The sequence below is a fragment of the Mesorhizobium sp. M0152 genome, assembly GCF_040322415.1.
GTDB lineage: Bacteria > Pseudomonadota > Alphaproteobacteria > Rhizobiales > Rhizobiaceae > Mesorhizobium.
On record NZ_JAMYTH010000019.1, the window covers coordinates 33,483 to 52,391 of the forward strand.

19 protein-coding genes are annotated in these 18,909 nt (G+C 61.9%); 17 read left to right on the forward strand and 2 right to left on the reverse strand.

Annotated features, from left to right (window positions below; genetic code table 11):
- Positions 1–328 precede the first annotated feature (328 nt).
- Complete coding sequence (locus tag NKJ26_RS19520; RefSeq protein WP_352696629.1) at positions 329–754, forward strand: hypothetical protein; 426 nt, start codon at positions 329–331, stop codon at positions 752–754.
- Positions 755–1,002: 248 nt separating this feature from the next.
- Positions 1,003–1,578 (forward strand): hypothetical protein, encoded by a 576-nt coding sequence (locus tag NKJ26_RS19525; protein WP_352696566.1) that lies wholly within the window; start codon positions 1,003–1,005, stop codon positions 1,576–1,578.
- A 328-nt stretch (positions 1,579–1,906) separates the two neighbouring features.
- Here NKJ26_RS19525 and NKJ26_RS19530 read toward each other — a convergent pair whose 3' ends face one another.
- Positions 1,907–2,527 (reverse strand): class I SAM-dependent methyltransferase, encoded by a 621-nt coding sequence (locus NKJ26_RS19530; protein ID WP_352600554.1) that lies wholly within the window; start codon positions 2,525–2,527, stop codon positions 1,907–1,909.
- 283 nt (positions 2,528–2,810) lie between these two features.
- Here NKJ26_RS19530 and NKJ26_RS19535 point away from each other — a divergent pair, with 283 nt between their 5' ends.
- The 9 genes from NKJ26_RS19535 (at position 2,811) to NKJ26_RS19575 (ending at position 10,973) form a co-directional block, all read left to right on the forward strand.
- The gene (locus NKJ26_RS19535) at positions 2,811–4,550 is read left to right on the forward strand and encodes a portal protein (protein ID WP_352696567.1); all 1,740 of its coding nucleotides are present in this window, start codon (positions 2,811–2,813) and stop codon (positions 4,548–4,550) included.
- Entirely contained in the window at positions 4,547–4,867 is a 321-nt protein-coding gene (locus NKJ26_RS19540) for a Bbp19 family protein (protein ID WP_352696568.1), read from the forward strand. The genes NKJ26_RS19535 and NKJ26_RS19540 overlap by 4 nt, the downstream gene beginning before the upstream one ends.
- Positions 4,868–5,131: 264 nt before the next feature.
- Positions 5,132–7,594: a hypothetical protein gene (locus NKJ26_RS19545; protein WP_352696569.1), complete on the forward strand. Its 2,463-nt coding sequence runs from the start codon at positions 5,132–5,134 to the stop codon at positions 7,592–7,594.
- A 56-nt stretch (positions 7,595–7,650) separates the two neighbouring features.
- The gene (locus NKJ26_RS19550) at positions 7,651–8,022 is read left to right on the forward strand and encodes a hypothetical protein (protein WP_352600566.1); all 372 of its coding nucleotides are present in this window, start codon (positions 7,651–7,653) and stop codon (positions 8,020–8,022) included.
- Positions 8,023–8,240: 218 nt separating this feature from the next.
- Positions 8,241–8,723, forward strand: a complete 483-nt coding sequence (locus NKJ26_RS19555) for a hypothetical protein (protein WP_352696570.1) — start codon at positions 8,241–8,243, stop codon at positions 8,721–8,723.
- Between the two features lie 473 nt (positions 8,724–9,196).
- On the forward strand, positions 9,197–9,625 hold the full coding sequence (locus NKJ26_RS19560; protein ID WP_352600570.1) for a hypothetical protein: 429 nt from the start codon (positions 9,197–9,199) through the stop codon (positions 9,623–9,625).
- 496 nt (positions 9,626–10,121) lie between these two features.
- Positions 10,122–10,391, forward strand: coding sequence for an HNH endonuclease (locus NKJ26_RS19565; protein WP_352696630.1), 270 nt, complete (start codon positions 10,122–10,124; stop codon positions 10,389–10,391).
- Complete coding sequence (locus tag NKJ26_RS19570; protein ID WP_352696634.1) at positions 10,279–10,650, forward strand: hypothetical protein; 372 nt, start codon at positions 10,279–10,281, stop codon at positions 10,648–10,650. Before NKJ26_RS19565 ends, NKJ26_RS19570 begins: the two co-directional genes overlap by 113 nt.
- Positions 10,651–10,658: 8 nt before the next feature.
- Entirely contained in the window at positions 10,659–10,973 is a 315-nt protein-coding gene (locus NKJ26_RS19575) for a hypothetical protein (protein ID WP_352696571.1), read from the forward strand.
- Positions 10,974–11,145: 172 nt separating this feature from the next.
- On the opposite strand, the gene NKJ26_RS19580 is transcribed toward NKJ26_RS19575, so the two are convergent.
- Positions 11,146–11,460 (reverse strand): YMGG-like glycine zipper-containing protein, encoded by a 315-nt coding sequence (locus NKJ26_RS19580; protein WP_352696572.1) that lies wholly within the window; start codon positions 11,458–11,460, stop codon positions 11,146–11,148.
- A 297-nt stretch (positions 11,461–11,757) separates the two neighbouring features.
- On the opposite strand from NKJ26_RS19580, the gene NKJ26_RS19585 reads away from it, so the two are divergent.
- The 6 genes from NKJ26_RS19585 (at position 11,758) to NKJ26_RS19610 (ending at position 18,907) form a co-directional block, all read left to right on the forward strand.
- Positions 11,758–12,330 carry a hypothetical protein gene (locus NKJ26_RS19585; RefSeq protein WP_352600578.1) on the forward strand — a complete coding sequence of 191 codons (573 nt, stop codon included), beginning with the start codon at positions 11,758–11,760 and terminating at the stop codon, positions 12,328–12,330.
- Positions 12,331–12,552: 222 nt separating this feature from the next.
- Positions 12,553–13,461 carry a hypothetical protein gene (locus tag NKJ26_RS19590; protein ID WP_352696573.1) on the forward strand — a complete coding sequence of 303 codons (909 nt, stop codon included), beginning with the start codon at positions 12,553–12,555 and terminating at the stop codon, positions 13,459–13,461.
- Between the two features lie 180 nt (positions 13,462–13,641).
- On the forward strand, positions 13,642–14,631 hold the full coding sequence (locus NKJ26_RS19595) for a Coat protein (protein ID WP_352696574.1): 990 nt from the start codon (positions 13,642–13,644) through the stop codon (positions 14,629–14,631).
- A 172-nt stretch (positions 14,632–14,803) separates the two neighbouring features.
- Positions 14,804–15,403, forward strand: a complete 600-nt coding sequence (locus NKJ26_RS19600) for a phage connector family protein (RefSeq protein WP_352696575.1) — start codon at positions 14,804–14,806, stop codon at positions 15,401–15,403.
- A complete protein-coding gene (locus tag NKJ26_RS19605) occupies positions 15,403–17,871 on the forward strand; it encodes a phage tail protein (protein ID WP_352696576.1) in 2,469 nt (822 codons plus the stop codon). The genes NKJ26_RS19600 and NKJ26_RS19605 overlap by 1 nt, the downstream gene beginning before the upstream one ends.
- Positions 17,872–18,214: 343 nt before the next feature.
- The gene (locus NKJ26_RS19610; RefSeq protein ID WP_352696577.1) at positions 18,215–18,907 is read left to right on the forward strand and encodes a hypothetical protein; all 693 of its coding nucleotides are present in this window, start codon (positions 18,215–18,217) and stop codon (positions 18,905–18,907) included.
- Positions 18,908–18,909 lie beyond the last annotated feature (2 nt).

Consider the following 18,909-nt stretch of genomic DNA (forward strand, 5'->3'; position numbering starts at 1 on the left):
CGGTGAGAGTGCACTTCTATCGGTCGCAGTCATATGACTGGAGCGACCTCCGGACCGAGGTATGGAGAAGTGCACTGTCACCGCAATTTGGTGATTTGAGAAATGGAAATAGTGCACTGTCACCGTATTCCGTAATTCGAAATAGTGCACTGTCACCGTAATTCGTAATTCCCAGGGACGAAGGGACGGATGCTTCGGCCAGCCGCGAATGTTTGCGATACGCTCTTCGCCCGAAATAGTGCACTGTCACCGTAATTCCGGTGCTGGACTACGTGACTTATATCGACAAGAAATACGGGCACCTGTTCAATCCCCCGATAGGTGAGTGATGCAATATTTTAAAATATGGCCGAACGTCGCTGGCGGGCTTGGCAATCACACCGTTCTTGACTCGAGCGTCCATCCGCCGATCGTTACCAAGCTTCACTACGAAGTAGAGGGCTGGTTCGGTGATGTGATCGTTACGACATTCCCGTGTTTCCTCGTCACTGAAGAAGTCCAGCGCGCGCTGCAGAAAATGGACTTTTCAGGCGCGACGTTCGCCGAGGCCGAGGTGACTGTCTCGGAAGAGTGTCAAGAGGATCAACCCGGGCTGAAGCTACCACCTTTCGTCTGGCTGAAAGTAAATGGGAAGGCTGGTCGTGACGATTTCGGGATCGCAATACCTTTCCGTCTCGTCATCTCGAGACGCATTCTCGATTTACTGGAAACATTGGGGATACCGTTTGCTGTGGTCGAGACCTACCAAGAGTAACGGGATGGCGCCTTTGTTGCGGCAGCGATCAACGGAAGGGTGAAGGACTGGTTCGGCACCGCTTCCAAAGCCGGTTCGAAGCGCTAATCGCGAAGGATCCGAAGCGGGCTGAGATGTTTTGGTGTCGAGATGCTAGCAACGCGTCCCCGGCAGCGATGCATCCGGGGGATACCATCCAAGCGGCAGGTAACTTTGGGAAGGCGCCCGCGTTGGAAAGCGGACGCCTGGAGATTACGGTTCTCTCGAAAATGAAAAACTCCCTCCGCATCATCCCCGCAACCCTGCGCGATCTCTCCTACGTCGCTGCCAACCTGCGTCCCGAGGACCGCGCCGAGATCGATTGCCAGCTCGACCACTGGTCGCCCGCGCTGCTGGCGCTGACGGCGTTGCAGGGGTTTGCCTATGTCGCCGAACTCGACGGCAATCCGGAGGCGGGGTTTGGCGCCGCCGAACAGCGCGAGGGATTGTGGATCGCCTGGAGCTGGGGCACGCGCCGCGTGCGGCGCTGCGTGCCTGGGATTACCGGGTTCTTTCACGCGGTGCTTGGGCCGCAGGTTTCCGCACGCGGCGCCTGGCGGGTCGAGGCGCGGGCGCTGGCCGCCAATGAACTGGCGCTGCGCTGGCTCGGCCGGCTGGGCGCCACGCAACGTTGCCTGCTGCCGGGTTATGGCCGCAACGGCGAAGATTTTTTCCTCTACGACTGGACAAGGGAAGGCTGGAACCATGTGTCTTTTTCAGAAACCGCCGGAACTGAAGCCGCTGCCGGCGGCGCCGACCATCGCCGACAAGGACGTGCAGGCGCGCGAGGCAGCGCTTCGGGCTGAGCTCGAACAGCGCCAGGGCACCGCCGCCACGATCAAGACCGACCTCGCGCCCGGTGATCTCACCGGCAAGCGCCGCGTGCTCCTGGGGATGTGACCATGACCGCGATGAAGCGCAGTTTCAGGAAGCGCGTGTGGGACTGGTGGGTGTGGCGAAGGCATGCGAGGGCGGTGAGGGTAATCTCCCCCCTCGAGGGGGAGATGGCCGCGAAGCGGCCAGAGGGGTCGCCGCGCGTAGAGCGCCGGCCTCCCTTTCAAGGTAGAAGGTCGAGTCCGGTCGAACCGACCCCCTCTGTCGCCTTTGGCGACATCTCCCCCTCGAGGGGGGAGATCAGCTCTCCTTCTTGGCGAACGCCCAGACCATCAGCGGGTATTCCTCGTCGTTGCTCAAGTCGCGCCACAGGCCGTAGGCGCGGACCGGGCCGCCGATATGAGCCCTGGCGCAGGCCTTGTTGCCCCAGCCATGGACCTTGACGTTGGCTTCGCGGAAGCCGCCCTCGACCATCAGCTGCTTCAGGCCGGCGGGCGTCCACCTGTTGTAGTCGTGGGGCCTGGCGTGCACGCGAAACAGGAAGGGCGTCGCCACCATCGCCCAGCCGCCGGGCCTGGTCATGGCGTGGATGTTTTGCACCGCCGCGTGCGGCCGCTGGACATGTTCCAGCACCTGGTCGGCGATGACGATTGAATATTGCTCGTCGGTGCGATCCCTGCAGATGTCGAAGTCGGGGAAATCGACCGACCGGTAGTTGGGGCACATCGCCCGCCAGTAGCGGTTCCAGCCGGGCGAGATCTCGATCACGTCCGAGGCTTTGCGGTTTCCCGCTTCGAGAAAAAGGCTGAACGCCTCGATCTGGCGTATGCGCAGCCAGTTGCGGGAATCGTAGCCAAGCAGGCGTTTGGCCACCTGTTTGCCGCGGTTTTTCAGGGTGCCGGCAAGGCTTGTCGTCGTCACATCGACCTCCTCGAACGCCGCCCCGCGGGACGGTCCTAGACCGAGAACCGTGCAAAAGAATGACAGAAACAGCCAATCTCCCCCCTCGTGGGGGAGATGCCCGGCAGGGCAGAGGGGGGCGCTGTCCCGCCGACATATCAACAATAGCAACTGAACTCTCGATAGATTTGCCTGCTTTGAAATGGTGCCGCTCTACGGCGCCCCCCTTTGGCCTGCCGGCCATCTCCCCCACGAGGGGGGAGATGGCAGCTTCGGCAGCTGCGCCAAACGAGCGAGATTGAAAATGACCGATTCCCGTGCCCGCGATATTCTTTCCCGCCAGTCCGAGCTCGAGAGCGAGCGCGGGCAGTATGAGGCCGTGTGGGAGCAGGTGGCGGAGTTCTGCGATCCCGACGCGCCCGATATATGGAGCGGGCGGGGCGGCGTTGGCCGCGACTCCCAGGCCGAGCGGCAGGAGCGGCGGGGCGCTCGCGTCTACGCCAACACCATCAATTCGGCCGCCAACCGGCTGGCGGCGGGGCTGGAAAGCCTGATCATCCCGCAGTCGGAAAAATGGCACGGCCTGTCGACCGCGCAGATCAATGACGAGGAGACCGACGAGGAGAAGGAATGGGCGGAAGCCTTGCGCGATTTCCTGTTCTCGCTGCGCTATTCGGCGAACTCGAATTTCGTGCCGGCCACGCAAGCCTGCCTGCGCAACGTCGTGCGCTACGGGCCGGCCTATCTCTATGCCGAGGAAGGGTTCGGCGCGACGCTGATCCGCTACGCCTCCATCCCCGTGGTCGAGGGGTATCTCAGCCGCAACCGCTGGGGCCAGGTCGACATTTTCCACCGCCGCTATGAGCGCACGGCGCGGCAGGCGGCGCAGCTGCTTGGCTATGAAAGACTGCCGGCGCGCATCAAGATGCTGGTCGACGACCCGGCCAAATGCGAGACCAAGATCTCGCTGATCCAATGCATCCAGCCGCGCGACGAGCGCAAGATGTATAGGCTCGACGGCCGCACCCAGTATCTCGACGCGGCTTTCGCCTCCTATCATGTCATCGAGGACGAGGAGGAAATCGTGCGCGAAAGCGGCTTCCGCACCTTCCCGGTGTCGACCTTCAACTGGCGCCGCTACGAGGGCGACCCCTACGGCATCTCGCCGACCATCGAGGCGCTGACCACGGTGCGCGAGGAGAACGCGGTGCGCCGTTCGGGCCTGCGCGCCTTGCAGCAGATCACCGATCCCGCCACCGCCTCGAAGGCGCGGCTCGACTACGTGCCGGTGCTCAATCCCGGCGAGAATTATCCCGGCCTGATCGACGACAATGGCAGGCCGCTGATCGCGCCGATCTCGACCGGGCAGAACCCGACCTATGCCTTCAACTACGCCCAGAGCCGCGCCGACGAGATCCGCGACATGATGTTCGTCAACCTGTTCCAGACGCTGGTCCAGAACCCGCAGATGACGGCGACCGAAGCGCTGATCAGGCAGGAAGAGAAGGGCGCGCTGCTCGGACCCTCCGGCTCGATCATCCAGGCGGGGTTTGCCACCAATCTCGACCGCGAGCTCGGCATTCTGGAAGACAAGGGATTGTACGACGAGGACAGCCGTTTCCTGCCGCCGGCGAGCCTTGCCGGCAAGGCGGTGCGGCCGACCTTCACCGGCCCGCTCGACGTGCTGCGCCGCTCGGCCGAAGCCCGCGACACCATCCAGGTGGTGACGACGGCCATGCAGATGGCGCAGTTCGACCCCGGCGTGATGGACAATATCGACAGCGACGAGGCGATCAAGATCGTGCAGAGCGCCGGCCGCAGCCCGCAGCGTATTTTTCGCCGCAAGGAGGAAGTCGACGGCCTGCGCGGCGAGAGAGCCAAGGCGCAACAGGCGCAGGCCGGCATGGCGGCGATCGCCACCGCCGGCAAGGCCGCCAGGGATGCGGTGCCGGCGGCCGTGCAGGCGCGCGACAGCGGCCTGCTCGACGGGCTGCAAGGCATGCTGCAGGGCGGGACACCGGATGCTGCAGGTGAGGGCGCATGAGCGGCAAACGCTTCGCCCGTTCCGGCCATGCCGGCGGTCCCGCCAAGGCGCGGGAGGCACTGACCAAGGCGTATCTCAGGGTGTTCTCCGGCGAGGACGGCGAGATGGTGCTGGCCGACCTCGCGGCGACGACAGGCTATTACAGGCGCCCGTCCTACGGCGAGTGGATGGCGCGGACCAGGACGCCCGCCGGCTTCGAGCTGCACAGCGCGCTCAGCAACGCGCGCGCCGAGGTGGTGCAGCACATCATGGGGTTTCTGACGCTGGACGAGGCCCGGCTGGTGGCGCTGGAGAAGGCGGCACGGGCGGAGGAGTAGGGGACTTTAGGAGCGCGGGCCTTGCCGTGATCACGGCCCGCGGCCGGCCATTCATGCGAGTAACCATAGGCTTACAACAGATCGCTGAAGGCCAGCGAATTTAGTCAACGGCGCACGGCCGGCATCTTCAATGCCGGCTAAGCCATCATCGGCGACCTCTCCAACATTCATGAACCGACGAAGGCGGCAGCGGGCCGCATCGCCGGCGCGGGCAGATCTGCGCCGTGATTCCGGCATCGCCCGCCCATGGCAGGAACCAAATAAATGGCGATCATTCCTCTCCAACTGGCCCAGCGCCGGATCGATACCGGCGACGTTGTCTCCTATCCCGAGGGATCTCCCGTGGGCAGGGCGATGCAAGGTTTTGGCGATCAGCTTTCCGCTGTCGCCGAGCGCTACCAGCAGATGAAGGCACAGCAGGAAGCGTTCGACGCCGAGCTGGCGCGCCGCCGGTTCAACGGCCAGATCGCGCAGGCGGAAGACGAGGTGACGGCAAATGCGCCGGTCGATGGCAGCGGCCTGCATGAGGCCATGTACGGCCAGGTCGATCCGCACACCGGTAGGGTGGTCAAATCAGGCCTGTTCGACACGCTGTTCGACAAGGCCTTGCCGAACATGCCCGAGAGCCAGCGCGTCAATTTCGCCAGGCAGAAGGAGCCGATGCGGGCGATTGGCGGGCGGCGCATGGCGCAGCGGCAGTTTCAGCGACGTCAGGACTACGAACAGGCTCAGGTCGACACCGTGCTGAAGACCAGCGCCATCGCCATCGGCAACGCCAATCCCGACGACACCATCGCCTTCGAGGCGGCCCGCCAGGAAGGGCTCGATCTGATCGACAAGATGGGGCTTGACCAGGGGATCCGGCAGCAGATGGTGATGGACTGGTTCAGCACGGCGGCCAGGACGCGGTTCGAGACGCTGATCGCCAAGGATCCGAAGCGCGCGCTTGTGATGTTTGGCTTGGAGACGTCGGGGGAGACCTCCGGCAGCGATGCCTCCGGCGATCCTTCGCAAGTCATAGTCAGCTCTGTCTCGGGCAGATCAAAGGTCGCTACGGGGAAAGGTGACCGCGTTGGCAAGCAGACGCCGGATGAAATGCTGGCGCAGGCGTTCAGGGACGACCTTCCGCAACACGAACAGACTGCCCTGACCCGACAGGCGCAAGTGGCTCATGCTGCTCAGCAGGTTGAGCTTCGCACCAACATCGGCCTCGCCGAGCAGAACGCGCCAGACGCTATCGCACGGACTGGCACCTACCCCGGCAAGATGCCTGGCCGGGATGCTTTCAGGATCGCCTATGGGCTCGACGAGGGCGACAGACGCTTCCGGGATTTCGACTGGCGGGCCGATGTCGGCAGGCAGGTTTTCGGCATGCGCACCATGCCGAACCAGGCAATCCATGCCGCCCTTCGCGATGTCGATTCCGGGCCGAACGGTTCGCCGGAAGATCAGGCGCGCCGTGAGGCGGCCGCCGCTGCGGTAGGTGTGGTGATGAATCACAGACGAGCCGATGGCGGGGGCTACGTCAGCGAAGTGTCTTCCATCGTTAACGCGGCTTGGAAAGCCGTGATCGGCGGCGGGCTTGAGGATCCAAACGGTTATGACAAGGACGCCTATGACAAAGCGATAGCCGTGTCTATCGCCGCGCAGGAACAATTGGGGATTGAGAACCTCCAGCCCGTGCCGTTGTTCATTATCCGTGATCTCTCCGATAATTTTGACAGCCCCATTGCGTACCAGCAGGACAAAAATGCCAGGGTAAGCACGCTGCTTGCGGGAACGTCCGGCGCTGTCGCTCGGGCAGCCGTAGCCCGGCAATTGGCCGATGCCGGTCTGGGTCGGATCATTCCGGGTGCGGCTGGCTACAAGGCTCCTTCGACGCTCTCGATGCTGGCATCACAGGGGAAGGCACTTGGCAAGGCGGTTGCCAATGCCGGGATTGGCGCAGCCGAACTCACGGCCAAGGTTGTCACCATGGCTGCCGATGGCAACACCCAGGCAACACTCAGCCTGCCTGATTTCACGGGTGCTTATTACGAGCCGTCGAACCGTGTTGAAAATCTGATGATGCATCAGGGATATGATGCATGGAACTGGCTTGGGTTTGGTCGAGCTGCTGCTGTCCAGAAAGCGATACCGCGAGCAATCGAGTCGATCGGCTCCCGGGCAGCGGGGCAAGCAGAACTCCTTCTCGCTAACAAGCGGGCCGGCAAATTAGCTGACAAAGGCGAGGCACTTGTCGGCGGTGTGGACGCCGAAACTCTCCGGTACCAGCAAGGGCTAGCTAGCTTTGCTTTCCCCCCGGTCCCCAAATCCCAACGCTCATTGGACAATGCAGTGCTAGGCACAATGCTGGCCAGGGATACGGCACGAGTCAACTATGCCGGAGCAACAGTAGGGTGGGAGGCTTCAAATAACCATCGCGCAGTATTCTTCGGTCGAAATCCCAATCTAAACCCCGGAGACTACGTGGTTCACCATGGAGGTGAGTGGCAGATTCTAGATCGATATCCAGGTTTGTTTGCTGAAGAAGAATTAAACTCGATCGAAAATTTGCGAGGGATACACAGAAAATTTGATATAAATTTACACAAAAAGGTTATTAGAGGCGAATGGGACGATTTCTTGAGGACTCATCCAGTGGCCACTCGTCGAGAAACTCTTGATAAAATAACTGAGATTGATAGAAAATATGGTCATCTTTTTGATCCATCGCTAGGTGAATGATGGAATATTTTTACATAAAGCCAGACGTCGCCGGTGGAATAGGCCGTGGAACCATCATGGACACGAGCGTTCATCCCCCTGTTGTGAGCAAACTCATCTACCAGATAGAAGGATGGTTCGGCGACGTTATCGTAACGACCTTTCCGTGCTTTCTCGTCGTGGCTGAAGTCAAGCAGGCCTTGCAGAACATCGGCTTCTCGGGTGCGAGCTTTGCTCATGTCGAAGTCACGAAGTCGGATGACTTTCTGGAACTGCAGCCCCACGTAGAACTCCCCCAGTTCGTATGGTTGAAAGTGAATGGAAAGGCAGGTCATGATGATTTCGGCATTGCTAGCGATCTGCGTCTGGTCATATCGGAGCGTATGCTGGATCTGCTCAACGATTTTGGTATCCCGTCCGCGACAGTTGAGCCCTACGACGGCCGATAGGGCTCTTGAATTACGGTGACAGTGCAGTTTTGAATTAAGGTGACAGTGCACTTTTAGCGATCTCGCCCACGTGACGGGAGTGAACCTCCGAACTGAAGCGTAGAAAAGAGTGCACTGTCACCGTAATTCGTAATTCGAAAATGACAAATTCCATAAAAAGTACCCGAACCCTACAGAGCAGCAGGTTCTAGATCATTCGACAATGATGGATAAGAAGTATGGCCACCATTTCGTCCCGCCTGTCGGAAAATATAGGTGAAAAAATGGATTACTATTATGTAGAGCCGTTTGTGGCTGGCGATTTTGGCAAAAATACGGTTATCGACAACCGTGTTCACCCACCGATTATGCACAAACTTCACTACGAGATCGACGTTTGGATCGGAGATGTCCTGATAAGAAGCTTTCCGTGTTATCTTATCACCGAAGAAGCTGAGCGGGAATTGTTGAAGATAGGTATTTCAGGGGTGACATTTGCCGATGTCGAGGTGACTGCCTCGGATCTGTTCCATCGGCTGCAGCCAGAGACGAAACTTCCATCTTTCGTCTGGATGAAGATTCATGGGCAGCCGGGAGATGACGACTTCGGCATGGCTCCGAACCATCAGCTTATCGTTTCAGAACGTGCTCTAGACGTGTTTGAGCGCCTCGGCAATGAGTCAGCCGGGATTCGTTTATTTGACGAGCCGGAAGAGGATTGAATGATCCTGAATTACGGTGACAGTGCACTTTTGAATTAAGGTAACAGTGCACTTTTAGCGATCTCGCCCACGTGACGGGAGTGAACCTACGAACTGAAGCGTAGAAAGAGTGCACTGTCACCGTAATTCCAGTGAGGGTTTCGAGGCCCCAGGTCGAATCCCGCATGGCATCGGGCTGTTTCTTCGGGACCTGCACGTCGATCCTTTCGATGCCATTGAGCATCTGCCGGTTACTCCCGGCTCGGGATTGGCTGCCGAAGGGGCGGGAATTTTCGACGAGACTTCATTCATTCTATAGATAATATGGTAGGAATTCAGAATGGGTATAAATTCTACTTTGAATCTAGATATTAGGCTTGCCTGGAACCAATTTACACAGAATTAGCCAATCCTACGAAACAACAATTCCTTGATAAAGCCGCTGAAATCGATAGAAAATTTGGCCATCTGTTCAATCCCCCGGCGGGTAAGTGATGCGATATTTCTACATAGAGCCGGAAGTGGCGGGCGGACTTGGCGATCACGCGGTCAGGGACGTGAGTATCCATCCACCAGTCGTAACGAAGCTGCACTACGAATTTCAAGGTTGGTTTGGCGACGTGCTGTTAGAGAGTTTCCCATGCTTCATTATCACCGAAGAAGCAAAACGCGCGTTGTCGGAAATAGCTATCTCCGGTGTCACATTCAGCCCCGTCGAAGTGAGCACCTCTGACATTTTCGAGGAAATGCAGCCGGATCAGAAGCTTCCGCCCTTCGTATGGCTGAAAGTGAACGGGGATGCCGGCCGCGATGATTTCGGAATCGCGAAAGATTACCGCCTTGTCGTTTCCGAGCGCGTTTTCGATGCTCTCAAGCCATTGGGGATTTCCAATGCGTTGATTGAACCTTTTGAAGCGTCTTGATGTCCTTTGTCTTGGCGGCTCATGGGACGGCGCTGAAGCGATGGATTGCTAACCTGAGACCGAAACTCGCCGAAGCGACCTGGGGGATTCGACCGACGGCTCGGCAGGATACTTTAAATATGGCCGAACGTGGCTGGCGGGAATTACGGTGACAGTGCACTTTTAATTAAGGTGACAGTGCACTTTTAGCGATCTCACCCACGTGACGGGAGTGAACCTCCGAACTGAAGCGTAGAAAGAGTGCACTGTCACCGTAATTACCACTGTCACCGTAATTGCCGTAATTCGAGCTGCTGTCGCCGAGGAAGGCATACTACGAGCAGTTGAGCCGGTCGGTGCCATCGCGGCGGAGCGTGCCGAAGTACTCGGTGCAATTCCGGCGCCAACAGGCCAGTCCTACAGTGTAATACATGAGATGCGATTGGACCCGACCTTGTATCCGGGCTCGTCGCACCCAGTACACGTCCAAGCTGCAAACGAATCCCTATTGCAAACGATGGAAGGAGAAATTGCTTTCGCTCAGGATTTGCTGAATCAGGGTCTCAATCTTCAGCGAACGCCGACAGGGCTAGCCCCCCGCGCTGCACCTCCCGGCTTCAGCTGGCACCACGCAGATGAACCCGGTGTAATGCAACTCGTCCCTAGATCTCAACATGATCGAGGGAGTATCTTCCAGAAAAAACTGCATCCGAATGGCCGAGGAGGATTTTCCCTATGGGAAAAAAATGAAGTTGCTGGATATCGTTGGGCGGTTGTCGGAATTTGACGAGGAGGACCCGGTCTACGCAGCGGAGCCCACAATCTATGCGGCGGAGCCTTGGACAGAGGATCCAGACGCAATGGTTTTGTCTCAGCAGGATGGGGTGTTGGTACCAGCCGAGGCAGCTAAAGAGGGCCTGGCATACTTTCTCGAAATCAACCTTGCGATCGAGATTGCCGAGGCTTTGGTTGCATCGCAGAAAGAAAAGCCAAGCATTTCTGCCATCTGCGAACGCGTTATTTATTATGCCACCTATGATGCGTGAGAGGTTAAATGTCGACTAATCCGCGTTATGGCGGACAGCCGCTGCTTAGACTGCTGGATGTTTATGTGCTCTGGGCGATCGGAGAACTTTCTCAAGAGTCGGAGGAGGGCTTGAAAAGGATGGCCTCCAAACTGCAATCTCTGTTTGGTGGTGATGGACAATGGCATGATGCAGTCGCCCAGTCCATGCACATGCCCGAGGGAATGCCGGCAGCAATCCAGGATATGTGGCGGAGGAATGTCGAAATCGCTCGCGTCAACGGCACGACCCTCCCGCCCGAGAGACTTGCCGAGATGTTCGTGGACGAGAATTTCAAAAATTGAACGTTCTCTCCGATTGGAATTGCGGTCACGGCTGGCTGGCGCTCTACGGCGCCCCCTCTGTCCTGCCGGACGTTCGTCATTCGGAAAGCCAAGCAATTGGCTTTCCGTCCGCTACACGGACCATTCCTCAAGCCCCACGAGGGGGAGATTGGCTGTCACAAGCGCCGGCGTCTCAATAATCGCCGTTGTAATACCGGTCGTCGCAAGGGGCGACGTAGATGCGGCCGTCGCGGTCCTGGTAGCGGCACTGCTGTTCGCCGCGGCGCTGCGGGGTGGTGGCCGAGCCGACCACGGCGCCGAGCAGGGCGCCGCTGGCCGCGCCGATGACCGTGCTCTTGGTGTTGCCGCCGATGGCTTGGCCGACGAGGGCGCCGCCGGCGCCGCCGATCAGCGCGCCGGTTCCGGCCCGCTGCTGGCCCTCTGTCTGCGCGCAGCCTGCCAGTGCGGCGGTCATCAGCACGGCGGCGATGGCTTTGTGAAAGTTCATGTGACGTCTCCCTTGAAAGCCTGAAATCCCTATCGATCGCCACGTGCGGCCGCATTGCGGCGGAACGGGGGCATAAGCCCTCACGATATAAGACATGATTTCTCGGGCGTTGATGGACAGCGGACCGAAAACACCTCTTTCGAACAAGGCGGTAGCACCGGTCCTTGGCAAAATGATTCAGTGTCTCATGCCCGCCCGCGCAGAGCCGGGCCAGCTGGGCGTTCCACGTGCGGAAAGCCAGGCTCTCATGCGGCGCCCGCACCACGTCTCACCCTTCCAAAGAAATGGAGAAATGCAATGACCCGAGGTCTTCCCCGGACGTTTGTCCGCGCCGCCGCCCGCGAGGCCGGCCTTGCCCCGCCCAAGTCCGGCCTGAAAGCCGTCACCACCGGGCAGGGCGGCGCCTTCCGCACCGTCTTCAGCTTCGCCGGCATGCAGGTGCCGGTCACCGATGCGCTGGCCTATGCTGCCCAAAAAATCTTCGACTTCATAGACGGCAAGGTGCGCATCAAGGGCGGCACGGCAAAGCTCCAGTTCGCGGTGCTGACGGCACGCGCTTCGACCATCAACGACAATGCCGCGCTCAGCTGGTCGCTGGGGTCATCGGCGGCGTCCACCCCAGCACTTGCCCTGACCATGGTCAACGTGCTGGCTGCGACTGGCCGCACGCTGGACGGCGCCGGCGCCGCGCTTTCCACCGCCTCGGCCGCCGATATCGCCGCCCCGTTCACGCTCGACGGCACGGTGACGCCGGTGGACCTTTATCTCAACCTCGCCTTCGCCGCCGGCACCGATATCGACGCCGACGGAACGATCGCCGTGACGGGAACAATCACGCTGCTCTGGGAGAACTGGGGAGATAATGTCTAAGGCGCTAATCTCCCCCCTCGAGGGGGGAGATGTCGCCGAAGGCGACAGAGGGGGCCGGTTCGACCGGACGCGACCTCCTGCGTTGAAAAAGAGGATGCCGGCGCTTCACGAGAGGCGACCCCCTCTGGCCTGCCGGCCATCTCCCCCTCAAGGGGGGAGATACCAAGCTTCGCACCGGCGCACCTTCGCACCGGCTTTTTATCTCAACAAAGGAAACATCATATGACAGATCTGGCAGACGCCGGGTCCGTGGCTGCCGTGGTGCAGCCGGCGGGCAACCCAGTACGGCCACCGGCAGGCGCGGAGAACGGGTCCGCCGCGCCACCCAAAAGCTGGTTTGACGGTCTTTCCGAAGGCAACCGCAAGCTCGCTGAAACCAAGGGCTGGACCAAGCCTGAAAGCCTCGATCGGGTTTTCACATCCTATGCGGAGCTGGAGCGGCAGCAGGGCGAGAGCCTGCGCGTTCCCGCGCCGGACGCATCTCGGGAAGACTGGGACAGGTTTCATGCCCGGCTGCCCGAGGCGATGCGCCCGGTGACCGCGTCCGAGAAGGTCGAATACCTCAGGCCGGAAGGCTTGCCGGAAAACTTCGCCTATTCGGACGAGCTCGCCGAGGCGTCCAAGGCCTGGGCGGTCGAAGCGGGCGCTTCGCCGAAGATCGCGCAGGCCTATCATGACAGGTTCGTCGGCTACATGGCCGAGCAGGCACAGGCGCAGGAAGTTGCCCTTGCCCGCTCGGTGGAAGCCACCCATGACGACCTTGTCAGGGACTGGGGGCCGACCGACAGCGACGGCTTTCGCCGGAAGCTGGAGGTCGCCAACCGGGCCATGAAGAAGCTCGGCCTGGTCGACGCCTATAAGGCGAAGGGCATCCTTCTGCCGGACGGGGCGCTGACCGACCCGCAGATCGCCAAGGCGTTTCACGCCATCGGCGAGGCGATGTTCGTCGAAGACACGATCGACGGCGGCGGGCGTTCAAGCGGAGGCAATCCGTTCAAGCGCAACGCCGCCGGCGAACGCAACCTGACCGCTATCTCGGCTCTCGTCAAAAGCGACCCCGCCCGCGCCCGGCGGTTGGCTCGCGAGGCCGGCGAGGATCCGGACCGCTGGATGCCGAACAACCCCCTCTAGTCCGTTTGGAAACTCTACTCCGGCCGCCGTCTGGCAGCGTTTTCTGCGCTTCCGGTGCTCACGGACTTGAATGTCCGCTGCGCTCCGGCTGTCGAAAACGCCACCAGCCGACTCGCCGGAGCGAGTTTCGAAACGGCCTCTCGAACTCACCGCCAAAATCAAACCTGAAGGAAGAGAAAAATGGCAGATGCCTATACCCGTATCGCGGACGCGATCGTTCCGTCCGTCTATGCGCAATATGCTTTCGAGGAACATGTCCAGTCGCTCGAAATCTACCAGGCCGGAATCCTGTTTTCCGACCCGGCCATCGCCTCGAAACTGTCGATGGGCGGCCGCTCCGTCGACATGCCCGGCTGGAAGGATCTCGGCAACGACCCGTCCGAGCCGGTCAATGACGATCCGGCCGATTCCATCGAGATGAAGAAGATCGGTTCGCGCCGCGAGGTCGCCGCCCGCAATGTCCGCGCCCAGGCCTGGGGCGTTGCGGACCTGACCTCCATCCTGGCCGGCGACGATCCGCAGAAGCTGATCGTCAAGCGGCAGACCGAGTACTGGCAGCGCGCCAACAAGCTGACCTTGCTCGGCATGCTGAAGGGCGTCGTCGCCGACAACATCGCCAATGATGGCGGCGACCTGGTGCGCACGACCAATGCGTCCATCGTCGACACCGACATCATCGAGGCCGCGTACCTCATGGGCGACCGCGCGGACAAGTTCAAGACGATCTGGATGCACTCCAGGCAGATGAAGGCGCTGAAGCTCGCCGACCTCATCGACTACGTGCCGTCCTCGCAGCAGGGCGGTCCGCTGATCCCCTATTACATGGGGCTGCGGGCCGTCGTCGACGACGACATTCCGGTGGCGGCGGGCGTCTACACCGCCTTCATGTTCAAGGACAAGGCGATCCTGTGGAACGAGCTGCCGGTCAACACCGAGGGCGGGCCGCTGGAGTTCGATCGCAAGCCGCGCCAGGGCCATGGCGGCGGCGTCACCGAAATGGTCGGCCGCCGGCACTTCGTCCCGCATGTGCCCGGCACCCGCTTCCTCGACGCCTCGACAGCGGGCGAGTTCGCGACCGACGCGGAGCTGGCGCTGGCGGCGAACTGGGACCGCACCGCGTCCAGCGTCAAGAACATGACGTTCATCGCGCTGAAGACGACCGAGGCTTGATCGGGGCGAGGGGCGGGGGCGTTGCGCCCGCCCCCGAGGGCGAAAGCGCCCGCCGAACGAAGGTTGCGCTCCGTCGCGCCCCCTCTGGCCTGCCGGACAGAGGGGGCGCGAAGGATCGCGACCTCAACCATGCCTTTCCCAAAATCAACCCTCACCACGGAGGCCTGACACCATGGCCATCACCCCGCTCGATATCGCCAACATGGCGCTTGCCGTGCTCGACGACGCGCCGATCGACAGTCTCGATCAGGACGTCAAGGCGGCGCGGCTCTTGAACCTGCATTTCGACCTGACGCGCGAGGCCGAACTGACCAAATATGCGTGGGTGTTCGCGATCCTGCGCGCCACCGTCACCGGTGCTGATAGCGGCGGCGGCGATTGCACGCTGAACTTCGCCTATGAACTGCCCGCCGACTGCCTGCGGCCGTTGCCGCCGACGCATAATGGCGAACCGGACGGCGTGCCGATTTCCTGGCGCCAGGAGGCTGGGCTGATCTACTCCGACCTTCGCGGCCCGCTGACCATCCGCTATCTCGCCAATCTCACCGATCCGAACGACTGGGACGCGCTGTTCACCGAGGTGCTGGTGGCGGCCCTTGCCATCAAGGTGGCGCATCCGCTGACGCACAAATCGGGCATGATCGATATTGCCCGCTCGGCCTATGACCGGGCTCTCGATGCCGCTCTCAACGCCAACGCGATCCAGCGCGGCGGCCGGTTCTACGCGGCGTCCTGGAGCGCCCGGCGCGGCGACAGCAGGGGTTCGCGCTGATGGCGGCGCTCTATCCGGTCCAGGACGTCTTCACCCGCGGAGAGATCTCGCCGAGGCTGCACGCGCGCGCATCGCTCGATTTCTACCGGGCGGCGCTTTCGAAATGCGAGAACTTCCTCACTTTGCCGCATGGCGGCATCCGCAAGCGCGGCGGCACCTACTTCGCCGGCGAGGTCAAGGCATCGGCCAAGAAGACGCGGCTGATCCCGTTCATCTTCTCGGCCGACCAGGCCTACGCGCTCGAATTCGGCGACCTGTATGTTCGCGTCTACGCTTATGGCGCGCGGGTGGGGGCGGTCGAAGTGGCGTCGCCATACATCGAGGCCGACCTGTTCGACCTCGACTATGTGCAATCCGCCGACCAGATGTGGATCACCCACAAGAGCTATCCGCCCAAGGTGCTGACCCGAACCGCTCACACCAATTGGGCGCTGACTGGTTTCGAGTTTCTTGACGGGCCCTATGATCCGATCAACGAGACGCCCACCACGCTGACGCCCGCGAGCACGGGCCATGCGACGCCGAAGATGACTGGCTATGCCGCGCCCAGCGGCATGGTCACCGATGACGGCACAGCAGGCCCCAGCTGGCAGATTTTCGACCGCGATTTCACGCAATATGTGAAGGTCGGAGACGGCAGCAACGGGTTCGTGCAGTACCGCTTTCCGGCCGGGCAAGGAAAGGCGGTCAACGCCTATTGGATCGCGGCAGCCGACAGCGTCGCCGGCAATGGCGATATGTGCACTGCATGGGTGCTCTCAGGCTCGAACGACGGCGTCAACTACACGTCCCTCGATAGCCGCGCCGGCGAGATCGGATGGTCGGGCTCGGAAGTCCGTTTCTACGAATTCCAGAACGCGACCACGTACGAATATTACAGGTTCAAGTTCTCCGGCGGCGGCGGCAGCGACGCCACGGTCACCAGCATGGCTGAACTCGCCATGGCCGAAAACGGCGATACGATGACGCCGTTCGACCTCACCGCCTCGTCGACCGGCGGCATCAACGGCGGCACCGGGTTCCTGGCCAGCGATGTTGGCCGCGCCGTGCGTCTGCTCGGCGGCGACAATGTCTGGCGCTGGGCCAAGATCGCCAGCCGCACCAGCGCGACCGTGGTCAGGATCAGGCTCTACGGCCACGCGCTGCCAGACCTCTCGCCGATCACCCGCTGGCGGCTCGGCACCTTCGTGCCCGGCAAATATGTCGAGAGCGGCTCGCTCTATGAGGAGCGGCTGGCCTTCAGCCGGAAATTCTCGGTCTATGCCTCGGCTACCGGTGACTTCGACAATTTCGCGCTGGGCGAAAAGGACGACGACGCGCTGGAGTTCATTCAGGCCGGCGGCGGCCAGGCCAACGACATCACGTGGATAGCGGAATCCGACGGCGCGCTGCTGATCGGCACATCTGGCGGGGTGCGGGCGCTTTCAGGCTCGGGCATCGACGAGGCGCTGACGCCCTCCTCGTTCAAGAACCGGCGTTCACGCACCTTCGGCTGCGCCCGCATCCGCCCGGTCGATGCCGGCCAGTCGTTCCTCTATGTGACGCGCTCGCGCAAATCGATCGCCGAGCTGGCGCAGACGGCGCAAAGCCGCTTCACGTCGGACGATGTCGGCCAGATTTCCGAGCACATCCCCAAGCAAGGCGTGGTCGAACTCGCCTTCCAGACCGATCCCGACCCGTTGCTGTGGTTTCCGCTCGATAATGGCGAGCTTGGCGGCTACACGCACCAGCCAAGCCAAGATGTCAGAGGCATGCACCGGCACCGGCTGGGCGGCGGCTTCGGCGGCTTCAATTGGGCTCTCGTAGAAAGCGCCGCGGTGACGCCTGGCCAGGACGGCAATGACGACCTCTGGCTGGTCGTCAAGCGCAGCATCGGTGGCGTGACCAGGCGCTATATCGAAATCAAGACGGCGCCGTTCGAATACGGAGCCGTTGCCGACGCCTTCGAGGTCGATTGCGGCCTGACCTACCTGGGCGCCGCCGTGGCCACGGTGGGCGGCGCAGCACACCTTGCCGGCCAGTCCGTCGATGTGCTCGCCGACGGCAAGGCCTACCGCGGCCTCACCGTCAGTGGCGGCGGCACGGTGACCTTGCCCGGCGGATCTACCGCCGCCAAATGGCAGCTCGGCCTGCCCTATGCGGCGGGCGCCGACACGCTGGAGCTCGACGTCGGCGGCCGCGACGGCTCGATCCTCGGCCGCCGCAAGAAAGTGGCGAAAGTGATCCTGTCGCTGCTCGAGACCGACATTACCGGCCTCGAAGTGCAATCCTTGATGCGCGGCCGGTGGGAGCCGGTGCGCATGCCCTCGATCATTGCGCCCGACGGAAGGGCAATGCTGTTCACCGGCAATGTCGAGGTGCCGATCGATGACAGCTGGGAAGGGCAGGGCCGGGTGCGGATCCGCCACACCAACCCGACGCCCTGCACGATCCGGGCAATGACGCCGGTGTTCGACGCCGAGCCTTAGGTGAGATGGCGATAGCCGAGCGACAGCCAATCTCCCCCCTAGTGGGGGAGATGTCCGGCAGGACAGAGGGGGGCGCTGTCCCGCCGACCTGTCAGTCCGGCCGTTATTTGCCGATGAAAACTAAGCAGCCTCTGTTTCGGCTCTGGCCCGCCGCCGTACTTATTCAGAGACTGGAACTTCCTCCTCGCACCTAAGGCCGCGATCCTTCGCGCCCCCCTCTGCCCTGCCCGTCCTCCGCAGCAGCTGCGCTGCAGCTGCGGAGGGTGGACCGGGCATCTCCCCACGAGGAGGGAGATTGGCAGCTTCGCGGACCGCTCCTCACTCCCAAGTAAAGGACCCATCCATGACATCCCTCCATGCCGAAGACCTCGGCAGGGCGCGGACGGCTGCCGATTTTGCCGCCCTCATCGCCTTGCTCGACACCGACCTTGACGACGCGATTGCCCGGAGACGCGAGTTGGCGAAAGCCGAGGATCGCGCGGTGTTCGGCGATGGCGACCAGGCAGCCGCGCGCGCAGCGCTCGACGACTGCAACGACGCCATCGCACTGCTGGAAAGAACCGTCGACGCCGCCGGCAAGCGCCGCGCGGAGGCCGCGCAAAGCGAAGCCCGGGCCGACATCGCCGCGCTTGGCGACGAGGCCAGGGCCCGAGCCGCGCTGCTTGGCGAGCGCTGGCGCTGCGTCCACCGGCTGGTCGAGCGGCTGCGCCAGGAATTGTTCGACGTCGATACGCTCGCCCGCGGCGTCGCCGCCGCCAACAACCTGTTCGAGGCCGCCGGCGTGACCGAGCTAAAGGTCAACCTGGCCACCACGCGCCGCGCCGCCTTGGCCGGGCCGCGCGCCGCCGCGCCCGCCCGTCTCAGCCGGCCGGCGCTGCGGGCCGACAGGCTGCTGCTCTCGTTTCTCAGCCCCGGCGGCGCCCTCGACCCGCGGCCCGCGCTCGGCGCGCCGGCCGAGCGCTCCGAAGCCAGCGTCAAAAGCAAATTCATTCCCGCAAGCAAACCAGCAAGCAAACCCTTGGGCGAACGAGGCTGAAC